Genomic DNA, 16,102 nt, shown 5'->3' on the forward strand with positions numbered 1-16,102 from the left:
CAGGTGGGGCCTCCGTGACGCACCAGTGAGCGGTCATGGTGCTGAGCTAGGAATTTTTAGCCCTTCACGCGCATCTCCTGTAGTAGGCCACCGCAGGCATCGAGGAGGAGGTCAATCACGTAGCTAAAGCCAGAGGGGCCGCCATAATAGGGATCGGGTACCTCTTGATCGCGATGATGGATGCAAAAGTCACACATCAGCTTGACCTTTGCGTGGTACTGCCCTGTGGGATCCAAGCGCAGAATATCTCGGTGGTTGTCCCGGTCCATGGCCAGAATGAGATCAAATCTCTGAAAGTCCTGTCTCTCGAACTGACGACTGTGACCGGACAGGGCGATGCCGCGCTCCTTTGCGGCGGCCTGCATACGTCGGTCGGGAGCTTCCCCTAGGTGATAGCTGCTGGTGCCAGCAGAATCGCATTGAATCTCCCGCTCTAGGCCCGCTGCGTGAATCAAATGATTCATAATTCCTTCTGCGGATGGAGATCGGCAGATGTTGCCCAGACAGACAAATAAAAGTTTTTGCGCCATAGTGATGATCCGCGATCAATAGCAAGGAACTGGGGTCGGGGCAAGACTTTGTCTAGCCTACCGTTAGATCGACAAATTTTAGATAAACGTTTCTGGGGTATAGCAACCATGTAGGCCGTAGGGAATATGGTGCTTGAGCTTGAGGCGCGCGATCGCGCCTCGGCTGAGATCTTCTCCGTCAAGAATAACCAGTTCTGAGCGGTTGGCTGCGCCATCATAGATTAAGGTTAGCACCCAACCTGCGTCCTCTTGAGTGGTCTGGGCCTTAGGTATAAATAGTGGTTCGCCGATGAACCCTGAGGGCGCAGCGCTCCAGATCTGTGCAGGGTCTGTGGACTGGGAATCGGCCCGCAAGTCAAGCTTTTGAATGGCTTGGAGCGGTGCGTTGCCGGTGGCCTCATGGGTCACGCCCAAATAAAGGTACCGGTAGTCTTGTCCCATGGAACGAGGGTGCAGGGCCGGAAACTCGCAGCTCCTGCTCGCAAGCTGGTCACGATAAACCTGCTGTTGATTGAGATCAAGGGTAAAGCGATAGAGCTGTCCAGCCGGGTACTGGTCAAAATTAACGTTGCGATAGTCCTCCTCAGGACCCAGGGTTGGAAAGTGGGAGTAGCACACGGAATCCACCAGGATTTTGTGGTCCTGTTCAAAGGCATTGGCATGATGAAAGACAAAGCAGGCTTCGGTGTCGATCCGCTGCACCGGATCTTTGCCATTGCGGGGAATGATCCAAATGGTGGTGGGTTGGTCAGGTAAAAACTGGAGAGACTGTGCCGCGCCGCGTAGCCCCAACACAAACGGAATTGGATTCATCACTACTGGATTTTGGAAGAACAGGGTGAAGTTTGGCGTGAGAACAAAATCGTGGAAGAACCCCAGCCCTGGTATGGAATGGCTATATTGCTGGATGAGCTGACCGCCCAGGTCAAACTCAAACACAGTCAGCTTGGTGGATAGCCCAGATTCAACGCTGAAGTTAACGAATCGTGGGGGATGCTGTGCGTCGCCGGGGTCAAAGCGGGGATGGGCAGAAAAGGGCTGTCCGTCTCCCAGAACCCCACCGAGATTGTCGAGTCCTTCCGTTTCCAGGGTGGCTGGGTTGAGGCGATGGGGCATTCCGGCTTCCCAAAGGGCAAGCAGTTTGTTGCCCCAGTAAACGATGTTGGTGTTGGCAATGTTTTTAAAGCGTAAGTCAAACATATTGGCGAACCACCCCCCCGGCTTTTGGGTCCCAAAAACGCCGCGGTACAGAATTCTCCCTGCCTTTTGTTCGGCCAGGTAGCCCTCGGTGCGCACAAATCGGTTCTGAAAGTGAGCCTTGCCCTGGTGAAAGCTAAAGGCACAGATCATGCCGTCGCCGTCAAAGGGATGATGCAGGCGATCGCCATTGACATCCAGCAGTCCTGGACCATTGCGAAAAACGGTCCCCCTGAGATCCCCTGGAATTTGACCTTCAATATCGTCAATCCAATAGCTGTACTCTTCCTTCAAAGAGCGGTGCCCTCCCTGCCATTCGCTGACACAGTAGGAGGTTTGGGATGAGGTTGTTTTGGGTTGGGGGGAAGTTGCGGTCATGATGAATAGGGGGTTGAGGATTGATCAAAGGGTAAAGGGTAGCCCAGGATGATCTCCTAGGCCCTCAGCTTCCTGGGTCTAGGAATCGGAGCTGAGTTCGAGCAGTAGAGACTGCTCTGGGAGAGCAGGGGCGACTGCCGAGTCCTGTGGGGTGGCTTCCCCTGGACTCGGCAGGTCATGGGAGTCCACCTGTTCTGGCAGCCAGCGCAGTAGGGGCAAGGGCAAGAGCGTTGTTAAGTTGGTGATCAGAACCAGGAGCCAGAGGCGATCAAAGTTGGTTTCCGTCACGCCTAGCCCATGCATGAGTAACGCCCCGGACTCATGGGAGAGGACTCCTGCAAAATTGCTGAGGGCCATGAGGGTGGCGAACATAGTAGCCTCAATTCCTTTCGGACAAAGGCGAGCGGCCAGCACCAACACAGGCATGAAGGCAATCTGACCCATCACGGTCAAAATTAGGCTGTCACCCAAACTAAACCAGCGGTCGTCAATGCCCAACTCCCGATTGGCGTGGGTGACCAACAGTAAAGTGGTCATCCCCAGACCAGTCGCCAGTAGGGTGCTCCAGAAAAAGATCACCCGCACGGCGACGGTTTTCAGAAATCGCTGGAACACCCAAATCCCCAGGAGCGACGCGAAGCTGGTCACCAGCCTCACCCGACCGAGGAACTCGGGATTAAAGCCTAAATCGTTGGTGGTGAAGAAAAAGAATGCCGACTCAGAACTGGGGGTTGCTTGCCAGAGAAACAGAAAGGCAACGGGAAGCAGGATTGATTTTTGGGTCAGGGCGGCCCGGAGGCGCCTCATTTGTTCTCGTGGATGTGCTGCCTCAAGACGGTGGAGCACCTTTGGCTCCTGGATCAGCAGGGCGGCCAAGGCAACCAGGAGCGGGAAGGTGGCTGTAATGGCAAATAGGGTCCGCTGGCTCCAAATTTCGAGCAGACTTCCTCCCAGGTAAGCGGTGATCAACCCCCCCAGGGCCGTGGCAGACCAGCAAAGGGACTGTAACTCGCCGGCACTGCCCTGGGGTTGGGCCTGAATTCGCTGAACGACCACAGAATCCACAATGACGTCGCTGATAGCGATGGCCAGGGATGACCCGGCGATGGCCAGGGTAGCCTCCCAGGCATGATGGGTAAAGAGGGCCAGATAGAGCCAGGCTAAGCTGCCCAGGAGACCCGCCAGCAGGAGGTAAGACCGACGACGATACCCAGCGATGGGTAAGGTGTCCGATAAAAATCCATAGAGGGGCTTGATCACCCACGGCACCGTTGCAATCCCCATCAGGGCTGAAACTTGAGCGGGCGTCAGCCCCAGGTCGTCCTTTAAAAAGAAGCTGACGGCGAGTCGAGACAGGCCCAGAATTCCCTGAACAAAGTACACCAATAAAATGGCGAATAGTTCAGGGCTAGGCTCTTGACCAAACAACAAGCTTTTTTTGCAATAGGCTTTGAGCTGTTCGGTGACGACGGCCGATACAAACATTGATAATACTTAATATTTGATAATGTTTACATAATAACGACTGTTTCTTCTGGGGGCATGGGGGGTCGGCATAATCTCCGAGTGTCAGAGCCGATCCTTCTGTGTTCCGCAGAGACAAATCCCGTGAGCAGGACTCCTATTTCCTTCGATTGGTGCATCTTCTATGGCTGACTCCTCGACTACGTTCACTTGTGCCTCCACTTGCTTTCGAATTTCGCCCCTGATTGCCACTGCGCTCTGGTCGTTTTACCTGACCTTGACCTTCCCGCTGCCGCTGCTGGCATTCCAACAGCAGCAGGTTGTCTCGGGTTGGCTAGCCATAGGGGGCATTGCCTTGGGGGCGATCGCTCTACTGGGTGCCCTCAGTGAGCAGGTCCATCTTGATGACCAGGGAATTGAGGTGCGCTATCCCCGTTGGGTTCCCCGAGGGTTTCGTGCCAGCTGGCGGCTAGCCTGGGAGGACATTGTCGAGGTGCGATCGCGATCCACCGGTCAAGGCGGGCTGGTTTATTATTTGCTGAAATCCACTGGTCAGGCTTATCTGCTGCCGATGCGCGTGGCCGGATTTGCCGCGATGACGCGCCGAATTCAGGCGGAGACGGGGGTAGATCTAGCACTGTCTAAACCCCTGGCCCAGGTTTGGATGTATGGGCTACTGCTGGGGGCGAGTGTGTTGCTGGGATTGAGCGATGCTTGGGTGGTCTCCATGCTGTTGCAGGGTCAATAGGCGTTCTCCCAGATCCTTAGGGGGATAACTCCGCTTCCCGGTTGTGCGGGCGTAAAGCTTGTTACAATCGGTGAGCCCTATGCAGAACCTTGCCAAATTATTGCCATGCAACCTCGCCGCATTGCCCGTGAGTTAGCGCTGCTGAGCATTGGACAACTGTCCGCTGCTGCCCAGTTCTCAGAGTCTCAAGAAATCGAAGCTGCAATGACTGCGGCGATTCGCACCCTATCCGAAGAAATCCGCGAGACCCTTGAGGCGGCGGCAGCGGATCTTAATCGCAGTAGCGATCGCCTCCTGGAAAGCGAGATTAAGGCAACGGATGTCAACAGCGCTCGGGAAATGCTTAAGGATGCCATTACTCTCACCCAAACCGCCGTCAACCGCTTGGGCGCAACACTGGAGCTTCCAGAGCTGATTCAAGTGACTCACCTACCTGAAGTGCGCGAGTTTGCCTATACCCTGGTTAAGACCTGTCGCCAGCAGCGTCCGCAGCTCGATGAAATTCTCTCCAACGCCTTGGTGGATTGGCAGCTTTCCCGTCTCGCGAAGATTGATCGAAATATTTTGCGGCTGGCGATCGCGGAAATTCACTTCCTGAAGATTCCCGATCGTGTTGCCATCAATGAGGCCATTGAACTGGCGAAGCGGTATAGCACGGAGGACGGCCACCGCTTCATTAACGGAGTCTTGCGGCGTGTCACCCAGAAACGGGCCGAAGCGGCTGCCGTCTCAGACTCCCCCTTGACCTAACCCCCTGGGTCGCGAACATCCTAAGTGTATTGAATTGCTTGAGGGCACTATGGTTTTTAATTGGTTCAAACGTCAGTTTTCTCAGGAAGACACCCCCGACGTTGAGGATCAATCGGTTCCGGAACAAAGACCTGAAGAAGCGGAAGGGCAGACCGCTGAACAGACTGAGACTGCTGGGCAGCTTGAGTTGTCTGAATCCACCTTCCCTGTTGAATCGGCACCGTCTGAGCAGGCGGTGCCAGCTCTAGACTCCCCTCCAGCTGAATCCGCTCTGGAGTCAGCGGATTCAGAGGAAACTCCCAGGTCGGCGGAGGATTATCTGGCTTGGGCCAAGGCTGCCTTCGAGAGCGTACAGACCGTGGGGGAACCATTAGCGCCTAGGGCGGCTGACTCTGCTTCTGTTGACTCTGCTCCCGCTGAAGTGTCCTCGACTCTGAACCAAGAGGCCTTGGCAGATCCAGAGGTCGTTACAGAGGCCATGGAAGAAGCCGCCGCCTCCCCTGTCGAGGGAGAAGAGATTGCCCCTTCTCCGCCCCCAACTGCGTCTCGGGAGGTTGCGCGGGCCTCCTCCGAGTTGGATGCGTCCTCTCAACCCTCCCCTGAGCAGGACATGGACGAGGGCTTCCTGTGGTCTGCTGAGGTGTTGGCGGCTCAAGGTCGCCGCCCTGAGGAAATATCCGATGAAGAGATTACCTGGCTCAAAAAACTGAGACGGGGACTCGATAAAACCCGCCGGGGATTGGTGAACCAGCTCAAGTCAGTGGTGGGCCAAGGACCGCTCAATCAGGAAGCAGTGGATGAAATTGAGACATTACTGCTCCAGGCAGACGTGGGAATTGAAGCAACCGACATTATCGTTGAGGCCCTACAGGGGAAGATTCGTGAACAGACCCTACCCCCAGACCAGGCGATCGCCTATCTCAAGAGTCTGCTGCGAGAAATGCTGGATCGACCCTATCACAATGGCTACGTCCAAACCCTAACGCCGGTCAAAAACCAGCTCAATATTTGGCTGCTCACTGGGGTTAATGGCGTCGGCAAAACTACGACCATTGGGAAACTCACCAATGTGGCGACCTCCTCCGGGTATACCTGTTTAATTGCAGCGGCTGACACCTTTCGGGCAGCCGCGGTAGAGCAAATCAAGGTTTGGGGCCAGCGCAGCGATGTAGAGGTGATTTGTAATCCGGGAAAAAATACAGACCCTGCCGCCGTTGTGTTTGATGCCATCACCGCAGCCCAATCGCGGCAGACTGAACTGCTGCTGGTGGACACTGCCGGACGGCTTCAGAATAAGAAAAATTTAATGGATGAGCTGGCGAAAATCCGGCGAATTATTCAAAAAAAAGCTCCAGAGGCGCAAATTGAGTCTCTACTGGTTCTGGATGCCACCTTAGGACAAAATGGACTGCGTCAGGCCCAGGTGTTTTCCCAGTCTGCCCAGCTAACCGGGGTGGTGTTGACCAAGCTTGATGGCACCGCCAAGGGGGGAGTTGCCCTTGGCGTGGTGCAGCAGTTAGGGCTGCCGATTCGCTTCATTGGGGCTGGGGAAGGAATTTCCGATTTACGCCCCTTTTCTAGCTACGAATTTGTGGAGGCGCTGCTCAGTTCCTAGGGAGTTGTCAGCGCTTCAGGACAGGGGGGAACCCTAGTCTTGCCTGTGGTTCGGAAATCGGAATAAATTTTTTTGAGCTTTGCCCTATATTTTCCGGAATCGGTTACTATATAGCAGCTTTTGCTTTTCTCCTGAGGTTTGCATCCGCAAGGTCAGGCTGATTTCATCCGATTTTTCCGCCAGGATAGCTGTGGAGTGACCGCTTCAGGTGCCACCGAGGTTTAAATCCGTGACCGTGGGGAACGATAGGGTGATAAAGACGGCAAGGTTTCTCACTCTTCCTGACGACCGGGTTCCCATGACTTAGTTGCAGCTATTTTCCGACTTGCGTTCATGTCAGCAGTTCCTATTCCACCCCAGTCTTCCAGCGCCTTAGATGTTCCAACCACTGAAGCGCGGACCGACCAGGTGTCTAATCTGGCAAGACTCAAGCGTCTTGTGTCTCTGCTTCAAAAGGAGCAGAGCAAGATTCAAGATCTTTTAGGATCGCTGAGCTTTTCTCTACGGAGCTTTAATAACCTCAATCAGTTTTTGTCCCTTACGCCTCTGATTGCCAGTCGGGTTACTGAAGCTGATGCTGCGGCTTTAATTTTGTTCAATCCTCAGAGCCATGCCTCTCCAGAGCGGCTGTATTTTCATGAGGGAAATCCCTGTCCCCAACTGCGCTTTGTCCTGGATGTGGCTACTCGCAAGCTGTCCAAGCAGCCTTCTCAAGTTATCCCAGAGGCGTTTTTGCAGCAGCAGTTTGAGCAGCAGTTGGCCGATTATCGCTGGTTCAGTACGCCTATCCTCCTGCGCCATGTGAAGCCCCATGAGCGGGGCCGTCTCTATCTTTTTTCCCGAGATAACAATTACCTGTGGACAGAAACGCGGCAAAAGCTGGCTCAGCTTGTGGCGGATCAAACGTCGGTTGCCATTGAAAATGATGACTTGACCGCACGACTTCGCAAGCAAGAGCGGTTAGCGCGGGAGCTTGAAATTGGGGCTGAAATTCAGGCTCGGTTGCTTCCTGAGCACTGCCCTAATGTTGAAGGGGTAGAACTGGCGGCAGAATGTAAAACGGCCAGCCAGGTGGGTGGCGACTACTTTGACTTCATCCCCATCTATTTTAAGCCCCCCTCCCAGGAGCGTTTTGAACTAGACCAGGCCGATCGCTGGAGCATTGTTATTGGGGATGTGATGGGGAAGGGTGTTCCCGCCGGATTAATGATGACCATGACGCGCGGGATGTTGCGCACAGATATTTTAAATCGGCATTCTCCTTCGCGGATTCTGCGCGACCTCAACTATGTCATGTATGGGGATCTTGAAAGCTCTCACCGGTTTGTGACGCTGTTTTATTCAGAATATGATCCCAAGACTCGCACCCTGGTCTACAGCAATGCTGCCCACCACCCTCCCCTTCTGTGGCGATCGCGCACTCGTACCCTGGAGCGACTGGACACCGACGGGTTGCTGATTGGCCTGGATGTCAAGACCACCTATAGCGAAGCTCGGGTGCGTCTGTTGCCGGGAGATACCATCATTTACTACACCGATGGGTTTACCGATGCCGCTAGTCCTGATGGCGATCGCTTTGAGGAAGAGAAACTCATCGCTGCCTTCCAGTATGCCTGCGAACAGGGGTGTCGACCGCAGCAAATTCTCGACTATCTCTTTCAGCAGGTTTATCAGTTCACCGGCGATCCTGATAATCCCATTGATGACATGACCTTGATCGTATTTCAGGTGAAGTCATCGCCTTTAAAGCTGCCCACCTTTCCCCCCACCTCTCGTGAGCGAGGATAGACCGCGGAGCGGGGGGCTAACGAGGATGTGGCTGGCAATCTGCGGCACGCTCAAGCTAGCAGACTTGGAACCTCAGGCGGAGTAAGCCTTGCGCCCATGCTCCCCCCGATACTTAACGTTGTGTAACAATACAGATAAGGGTGAGACAGCCTGCCCCTCCCGTGGCGCGCCCACCACTGTTTGAGTGAAGGGCGATACATCGTAGCGCAGGGGAGGCTTTTTCCCGGTCCGTTGGGAATGGAGTTGTTAAAAATATCCATGTCGCTGTTGTCTGCTTCCGCCTCTGAATCTTGGCTAACGACTAAATCCGGTGCCGGGTCCGATCACAATCAGCTCGATTCCAACTCGTATGATTATGATGTTGCCATTGTCGGGGGGGGGATTGTTGGGACAACTCTGGCCGCGGCTTTAGGGGGATCGGCCCTGCGTGTAGCGTTGATTGAGGCCCAGCCAACGGCAACGGCGATCGCCAAAGGGCAGGCCTACGCCATTCATTTAAGCTCCAAACGGATTTGGCAAGCCATCGGTGTCTGGGATCAAATTGAGCCCAAGCTGGAGCCGTTTAGGCAGGTACGGCTCTCGGATGCTTGCTATCCCCACGTCGTTGAGTTTGCCTCCCAGGACTTAAACGCCCCCGCCCTGGGATACGTGGCTGAACATCGCCATCTTTTGCCGGAGCTGTTGGCCTTTGTGCAGAATTGCCCCAATGTCGACTATCTTTGCCCTGTGCAGGTGGGTGAGATTCTCTATGGTTCGCAATCGGCTCTGGTGCCCCTTTATCCAGGGAATGTTGGTAAAGATGACTTGCCTGTAGAGCCCCGGCAACTTCAGGTGCAGTTGGTGGTTGCCGCGGATGGTTCACGGTCGCGAGTGCGTGAATCAGCAGGAATTCCTGTGCGGGGACGGCAGTATGGACAGTCCTGTTTGGTTGCCACGATTGCGCCAGATCGGCATCATCAAAATATTGCCTACGAACGATTTTGGCCCAGTGGTCCCTTTGCCATTTTGCCCGCCAACGATCGAGAGTGTCGGATTGTTTGGACTGCTCCTCATCGTGAAGCACAGGCTTTGCTAAACCTGGACGATGCTGAATTTGAACAGCGGCTCATACACCGCTATGGATCTCAGATGGGACCTTTGAAAGTGGTCAGTCCTCGCTATATTTTTCCAGCCAGGATTCAACATGCGACGCGCTATGTGCAAACGCGATTAGCCCTGGTCGGAGATGCGGCCCACACCTGTCATCCCGTGGGGGGGCAAGGCTTAAACCTGGGTATCCGCGACGCGGCGGCACTAGCCCAGATTCTCAAGAACGCCGGGCCGCAGCAGGATCTGGGCGATCTACGAGTGCTGCGTCGCTATCAAGGATGGCGACGACGGCAAAATGTGGCCTCCCTACAGTTCACCCACCTGCTCAATCTGACCTTTTCTAATGAATACCGACCTGTGCAGATCATCCGCCGATTCGGGTTGAGATTAATGCGATGGGTGCCGCCGGTGCGCATCACCGCATTAAAGTTCATGGCAGGACTGTTGTCTTTCTGATGCCCATTGGGCCCCTGCCAGTTTAGCTGGCGTTTGCGTTACTCGCGTTTCCTGTACCGAACTCTAGATGGAAGCCGCCGAGTTTGCGAGAGGCTGGAGTACGGAAACTTGCCCGTATGTTTAGCGACTGGCGATCGCCGGCGATTGACACAGTCCAGAAACCGCAAAGGGAACCGTATCCTTGAATAGATTTGTGTCGCTGGGCTTTTGAACCTCTAAGTGAAGATGGGGGCCGGTGCTCCAGCCGGAATTGCCGCTGTAGCCAATGAGCTGGCCAGCCCGGACAGAATCTCCCTTTTTCAGGTTGACCACAGCATTGAAGTTCTGCTGCATATGCATGTACACCGAGCGGTAATCCCCATCGTGCCGGATCATGACGTAGTTAAACTTGGAGAAGCGAGAACGTCCGCCGCCGGTATCGGGATAGCGATCGCGAACCCCCACCACCACCCCATCGCGCATGGCATAGAGTGGTGTCCCAATGGGCATTGCCAGATCGTAGGCATAGGCCATGCGTCCCCGGTGGGTAATGCTGTTGTTGCCCTGGCTGAGATAGCCCTTGCCATTGGACGGATGGCAAAAGCCCACCAGAGGCGAGGCCACCGTTGGTTTCGGGTTACTGGTCAAAGAAACCCGCATAAAATCAGGAAGACGATCCTGGTTTGAGGGGCGCTTTCCGTAAGCGTCGGCAAGTTGTCCGCCCCCTATGGCCTGCTGCTTGCCGCTACTGGGAGTTCCAGGATTCACAGTGGCCGTAGACGTCAGCATTTGGGGCGCAGTGCTGGCTGTGGTCCCTGTTGCTAAAATTGCGGTGGCCAGCCACTTTAAAACCTTTTGTTCCCTCAAGACCCCCCGCAGCTGTTGCCGACTGATGGCGCCGGTGGCCACCAGCACCTCGCCTAGCTTTTGAGGGGATTTGCGTTGCGCTTCGATGGCCTGATTGAGCTGATATTGAGTAATCAGCCCTTTCCGCAATAGGATTTCGCCTAGTCGGGCTTGTTTGAATTGCTGCAAGCGGTTCTGAAACACAACTGTCTCCTGTGCTGAACTCAGGTCTAGAGGTCTTTGCCTTCCGGGCAAGGGAGATCAAACGACCCTGATGGCGATCCTGGGGGCTTGATTGACCGTAGCCTGGAATAAATCAGTGATAACAGGGGTGGGTCATTTTTCTCCTGAGGAAAAATACTGAATTTTTTCCGAGACAGAGGGGAGGACAGTTGGATGGGGGGCAAGCCTAGACTCCAGCAGGCCTAAAAATCAACCCCTTCCTTGAACACCTCAGGGAAGGGGTTGATTTTTCTAGGCATGCAAGCGTCTGTGCGATCGCGCAATGCTAGACAAGGACTTTATCTTCAGACTTTAAGAGTCTACTTGATGTTGAGACTCTACTTGTCTGAGCCTACTTGTCTGAGCCTACTTGTCTGAGCCTTTACTCCCAAGAAAACGCTTTCTTGCAAGAATTCCCACAATGCCTAAGGAGGAAAAGACAAAGGGAATCGCCGCAGGCTCAGGAACGGGGGTGCTGCTATCGTCACCGAAGCAAATTCCAGTGGCACAGACAAGGGCCGGAATCCCTGCTAGTGGATAGAGCGGAATTCCACCGCCACCGCCACCGATAGGCGGTGTGGCGGCGCACATGGAGTTGTCATCAATGATGGCGCCGGGGCTGCCTAACTGGGATGGAGGTGGAAACTGAGCAAGCTCGAAGCTCCCGGCACTGGCCACCAGGTTGGGACCTAAATAGGAGAGCGGTTGCTCCTGAAGCTGAGAGTTTGGATTACTGTTCTCCAGCAGGGCATCGCAGTTGAAGCCAGCGGTTTCAGATCCCTGAGCTGCAGTTTCCAATAGATCCGTTTCCTCTAAGGAGGATCCGTAGGGAACTCCAAAGCCGGAATCTTGGTAAGCCTCCCCTGAATCTTGAAGATAAAGCTGGGCTGCATTGACTCGCCAGCTCAAAGAAAGCCCTGAAGCTGCAATAACAGAGGCCGATAGCAATAATGGTGCAGTTTTAAATTTTAAGACGCTCATGGCAATTAACCTTTTATTCCCCCACACATCACAACTGCTTTAACGAATAAGATTAGAAAGCAGCTTAGCATGTAAGCGATTGAACAAATTGATAGGCATTTGGCCCGTTAATTAAACTCCTGGCCAAATGGACGCTTGTTACCACAGCCCCCGAATTTCTGGGGCGGGTGGAATGACTGGAGGAGGAGCCGGTTGAAAGACGGGAGGAGCCGGTACCGGGGGTTCCACGGCAGCTCGCTTAACCTTACAAACCGAGGTCAAACCCGCAATATTTTGAATGGTGGTGACCTTAACTTCGTCACCTGGAGCCAGCATGAGCTGATTGGCGATGGCTTCGGAAATGGGAACAGTTGCGCCCGCTTCAGTGGCGACTTCTAACCCATTTTCACCTCTAGAGACGGAGCCGTAGGTTACTTCGCCTGGAATTGCGGCATCGAATGCAGTAATTCGATCCGACCTGTCCGCATTCAGGGCCACCAGATCACCCGTTGCTACATTCAAGGAATCTCCACCCACATTCTCTGGAAGAAGAAATTGTTTAATGGTTCCGTCCGTTAAGCGAACAACCATGGAGGAACCGTCATAGTCCGTGACGTAGCCCACGTACTTGGGCGATTTTTTGGGATTGATGGACGGCAAGGTGGGGGTCAACACCGGCTCAGAAAATTGAGCAACTCGATACCCAGACTGAGCCGTCAGGGGGCGAGCCTCACTGGGTAATGCGCTTAGCGTGGCACTCAGGGCAGCGGTCAAGGCAGCGCCAGTGCCAAGAAGCAGTTTCTTCATGGGATCTATCTCACGCATTTAAAAGCAAATAAACGCCTAGTATAAGTCCCCCCGTCTAAAACTGAATCTCCTGAGGGGAGCGTGGCAATCAAATTTAGACACACGACACTGAGGAGTTCAGCCTTAGTCTTCGACTATCATACTAGGATAGTCACGCTTCCCTCAGAATGCAAGTGATTTGTCAAGAAAAGGCCGGATTGTTTGGGGCGGGGCCTGGCAAATGCGTTAGACCCTCGCTTCTGTTCCCCATTATGTTGAGTAAAGTCAAAAAATGTTTATAAAGGGAGAAAGTCCTCCTACCCTGATCAAAAAAGTGATGGGAACGGCGATCGCACCCAGCTATCGGTGGAGTTTGAGAGGTGAGCATGGGGTCTGAGCAAGAATTTTCGGCGCTCTCAGAAGGCAAGAATGCCTTTAGTGCGGAGTATTTGGGCTTGGAGCGCGAGTCTCTCCAGTCCAGGGCCTCCTCATCTCGATCCCCGGTGAGTTTGCCCTTGCGCTTTATCCGGCGCAATATTTTGCTGTTGCTGTTGCCAGCCCTAGCCTTTGGAGGGGCTGCCCTCATTTTGGCCCTGCGGACGCCGGCGCGCTACGTGGGCGAGTTCCAAATATTAGTCGAGCCCGTCACCTCTCCCGAATCTCTGCTTGCGCCTCAACCTGAAGAGCAGGCTCCGCAAACGCCCTTCGACTACGAGACCCTCACGCGCCTGTTGGTGAGCCCTAAGGTTCTTGATAGTGCGATCTCCGCAATCCGATCTCGAGGAGTGGATGTTTCTAGCCAGGATCTCCAGCAGAATCTGGAGGTTGAGCGGCTGGGTCGATCTGGCCAGAATTCTCAGCCGGATCAGGCCACGAAGCTGGTGGGGGTGACCTACGAAAGTCCTGACCCTCAGGCGATTGAGGTGGTTCTGGATGAGCTGGCGAAGCGCTATCTCAAGTACGGTGAAGAGGAGCGCAGCAATAGTCTGGGGGGCGGGGTGGAATTTATTGAAAAGCAGCTCCCCGAGGTGCGTCAGCGGGTTAATGTCCTAGAGGCTCAGCTGCAGCAGCTGCAGCAGCAGTACCGCATTAGCGATCTCGATGCGGAGGGCGCGGCCCTGGCGACGCGAGCTCGCGAGATTGAGGCCCAACGTCAGCAAATTCAACCAGCGCTGCAAGCAAAGCAGCAGCTGAAGCAAAGTTTGGAACAGCAGTTAAATTTGACCCCCAGTCAGGTGATTGCGGCTTCTCAAGTATCTGAAAACCCTAACATTCAGGCCTTTTCGAGTCAGCTGCAGCAGGTGGAGGCCCAGCTTTCAATTAAATCTGCTAGCTTGACCGATGGTCATCCAGAATTGGTGGCCCTGCAGGAGCAGCGTCGCAATCTGGAAACTGCCCTGCGTCGAGAGGTACAGAAGGCGGTTGGATCAAACCTGCCGCGCAATGCGGCACCCAATCAACCTCAAAGTGCCTTGCAGCGATCCCTGGGGGAGCAGCTCATTTCCACGATTAATGAGATTCAGGTGCTGAGAATTCAAAATCAAGCTCTGAACCAGGCGTCAACGGCCATTGATCAGCAGCTGCGGCAGTTCCCCGCTGTCAAGCGACAGGCCAGTGATCTCCAGGCAAAGCTAGCAACGGATCGCACGCTCTTAAATCAGCTGTTGTTGCAGCGAGAGGAGTTTCGAGTGAAGGCCGCCCAAAAGGGGGTGCCCTGGCAAATTGTGTCTAAACCCGCCCTGCTTCGAGATGCAGAGGGTGACTTGATCTCCACAGCAGATCGGGGGTGGTACAAAGTGGGGCTGGCTACGCTGGGAGGGTTGTTGCTGGGACTGGGCGCGGCACTCCTCAAGGAAAAACGCCAGGATATTTTCTATGGCTTGGAAGATTTGCAGGACCAGGTTGCCTTGAATCTCTGCGGCATTCTCCCCTTTGATCGCGAGTTAAGCCAGCTCAGTGGGGCCTCGCTTCCCAGCGAGCTGGATGAGGAGGCGCTCTATCGGTATGACTATCCCCGACGATTGCAAAAGTCGGCTGAGCAAATCTATGTCAATCTCAAGTCCATGATGGATGAACAGCCCTCCCACTCGCTGGTGGTGGGATCGGTGATGGAGGGGGACGGGAAGAGCACCCTGGCGCTTCATCTGGCTAAGGCTGTGGCAGCGATGGGCCAGCGCGTTCTTTTAGTGGATGCTAACTTAAACGCGCCCCATCTTCACAGTCGGTTTGGATTGCCCAACTATCAAGGGTTAAGCGACATTTTAGTTGAAAATATTGATCCCAATCAGCTCATTCAGCGATCGCCTCTCCATAGCGATTTGTTTCTGCTGACTGCGGGGCACATGAGCCGAAAGGCGACCAAGCTGCTGGCCTCCAATCAGATGAAGTACTTAATGGATCAGTTGCACCATATGTTTGATCTGGTGGTGTATGACACCTACAGTCTCCAAAATAGCAGCGGTGCTAGCTTTCTTGCCCTCAACGCGCGGGGGCTGCTCCTGGTGGTGGGCCTACAAAAAACGCGGCGATCGCGGGTTTTAAAGATGCTCAAGCAGCTGGAGTCTTCGCGAATTCCCGTGATGGGTCTGGTGGCAAATTTTGTGCGCGGCAGCGCGGCTACGGAGATGGAGGGAGACTGGCATGAGGGGCCAGCCTACTTGACTCTAGGACCTGAAGAAGATGACGAATTTGAGATCTTCCGCGTCAGCGATTCCTAAGCCCCTAGCCTGAGCGATGGACGCGCGGTGCCTTGCAAGCCTGGCAGCCTAAGCCCAATATTGGGGAGGCTGCGCGGAGGGATCCGTTTGGGGCAAGACTTGATCGATCTGACGCTGAATCAGATTCCTGAGGTCTGCCTGGGCAATTTCTAGGCTCTCGCTTGCTCCAGCCTGGGAACTGAGCACCAGCAGGCTATCGAGATCGGGAATGGCGATTAGCTGGAACAGCAGGGGAATGATGGGGATGCTTTTGGCCATTAAGTGAGCATCTTGACCCGCTCGGGTCGCGTCGGCCAGGGTGCTGTAAGCGTAAATGACTTTCTTTTCTAGCTGCGGTTGGGTACGATGCCGCAGCGTTGTGATTTGCCAGTTGCCCTCGAGGCTTTGCAAAATGAAATATTGTTCTTGGTGGAACTGCTCAGCCAGGTGCTTGAGAACCGGAGCGATCGCTTCCATGGCCTGGGGCATCAACCCTTCCTGGGGAGCCTCTGCCAGCAGGGTTTGAATTTGCTCATCTAGACTCACTGCTTTCCCCTCCATGACTCCTTCCTCCTGAGTTCCGAAGAGATTCGCAGGC

The 16,102-nt window shown here is 54.5% G+C and carries 13 protein-coding genes; 6 read left to right on the top strand and 7 right to left on the bottom strand.

From position 1 onward, the window contains the following. Window positions 1-56: 56 nt before the first annotated feature. The 3 genes from QQ91_RS17675 to QQ91_RS17685 all read right to left on the bottom strand — a co-directional run bounded on the left by QQ91_RS17675 (window position 57) and on the right by QQ91_RS17685 (window position 3,590). Window positions 57-530: a low molecular weight protein-tyrosine-phosphatase gene (locus QQ91_RS17675; protein WP_166276693.1), complete on the bottom strand. Its 474-nt coding sequence runs from the start codon at window positions 528-530 to the stop codon at window positions 57-59. A gap of 78 nt (window positions 531-608) precedes the next feature. Further along, window positions 609-2,105, bottom strand: a complete 1,497-nt coding sequence (locus QQ91_RS17680; protein WP_166276696.1) for a carotenoid oxygenase family protein — start codon at window positions 2,103-2,105, stop codon at window positions 609-611. Window positions 2,106-2,183: 78 nt separating this feature from the next. Continuing rightward, complete coding sequence (locus QQ91_RS17685) at window positions 2,184-3,590, bottom strand: folate/biopterin family MFS transporter (RefSeq protein ID WP_166276699.1); 1,407 nt, start codon at window positions 3,588-3,590, stop codon at window positions 2,184-2,186. A gap of 163 nt (window positions 3,591-3,753) precedes the next feature. Here QQ91_RS17685 and QQ91_RS17690 point away from each other — a divergent pair, with 163 nt between their 5' ends. The 5 genes from QQ91_RS17690 to QQ91_RS17710 all read left to right on the top strand — a co-directional run bounded on the left by QQ91_RS17690 (window position 3,754) and on the right by QQ91_RS17710 (window position 10,015). After that, entirely contained in the window at window positions 3,754-4,317 is a 564-nt protein-coding gene (locus QQ91_RS17690) for a hypothetical protein (RefSeq protein ID WP_166276703.1), read from the top strand. A 105-nt stretch (window positions 4,318-4,422) separates the two neighbouring features. Next, the gene (gene nusB / locus QQ91_RS17695; RefSeq protein ID WP_166276706.1) at window positions 4,423-5,067 is read left to right on the top strand and encodes a transcription antitermination factor NusB; all 645 of its coding nucleotides are present in this window, start codon (window positions 4,423-4,425) and stop codon (window positions 5,065-5,067) included. A gap of 49 nt (window positions 5,068-5,116) precedes the next feature. Beyond that, window positions 5,117-6,682, top strand: a complete 1,566-nt coding sequence (ftsY, locus tag QQ91_RS17700) for a signal recognition particle-docking protein FtsY (RefSeq protein WP_166276709.1) — start codon at window positions 5,117-5,119, stop codon at window positions 6,680-6,682. A 333-nt stretch (window positions 6,683-7,015) separates the two neighbouring features. Further along, on the top strand, window positions 7,016-8,470 hold the full coding sequence (locus QQ91_RS17705) for a PP2C family protein-serine/threonine phosphatase (RefSeq protein ID WP_166276712.1): 1,455 nt from the start codon (window positions 7,016-7,018) through the stop codon (window positions 8,468-8,470). Between the two features lie 258 nt (window positions 8,471-8,728). After that, the gene (locus tag QQ91_RS17710; protein WP_166276715.1) at window positions 8,729-10,015 is read left to right on the top strand and encodes an FAD-dependent hydroxylase; all 1,287 of its coding nucleotides are present in this window, start codon (window positions 8,729-8,731) and stop codon (window positions 10,013-10,015) included. Window positions 10,016-10,135: 120 nt separating this feature from the next. On the opposite strand, the gene QQ91_RS17715 is transcribed toward QQ91_RS17710, so the two are convergent. From QQ91_RS17715 to QQ91_RS17725, 3 genes are all read right to left on the bottom strand, one after another. Beyond that, window positions 10,136-11,044, bottom strand: coding sequence for a M23 family metallopeptidase (locus tag QQ91_RS17715; RefSeq protein WP_250833392.1), 909 nt, complete (start codon window positions 11,042-11,044; stop codon window positions 10,136-10,138). A gap of 384 nt (window positions 11,045-11,428) precedes the next feature. After that, window positions 11,429-12,043, bottom strand: a complete 615-nt coding sequence (locus QQ91_RS17720) for a hypothetical protein (RefSeq protein ID WP_166276718.1) — start codon at window positions 12,041-12,043, stop codon at window positions 11,429-11,431. A 138-nt stretch (window positions 12,044-12,181) separates the two neighbouring features. Further along, window positions 12,182-12,829, bottom strand: a complete 648-nt coding sequence (locus QQ91_RS17725; protein ID WP_166276721.1) for a hypothetical protein — start codon at window positions 12,827-12,829, stop codon at window positions 12,182-12,184. 365 nt (window positions 12,830-13,194) lie between these two features. Between QQ91_RS17725 and QQ91_RS17730 the strand changes: the two genes are divergently transcribed. Next, a complete protein-coding gene (locus QQ91_RS17730; protein WP_201277171.1) occupies window positions 13,195-15,525 on the top strand; it encodes a GumC family protein in 2,331 nt (776 codons plus the stop codon). A 48-nt stretch (window positions 15,526-15,573) separates the two neighbouring features. Here QQ91_RS17730 and QQ91_RS17735 read toward each other — a convergent pair whose 3' ends face one another. Further along, a complete protein-coding gene (locus QQ91_RS17735; protein WP_201277172.1) occupies window positions 15,574-16,065 on the bottom strand; it encodes a hypothetical protein in 492 nt (163 codons plus the stop codon). Window positions 16,066-16,102 lie beyond the last annotated feature (37 nt).

It is taken from the genome of Lyngbya confervoides BDU141951 (genome assembly GCF_000817775.3).
Lineage (GTDB): Bacteria > Cyanobacteriota > Cyanobacteriia > Thermosynechococcales > Thermosynechococcaceae > Lyngbya > Lyngbya confervoides.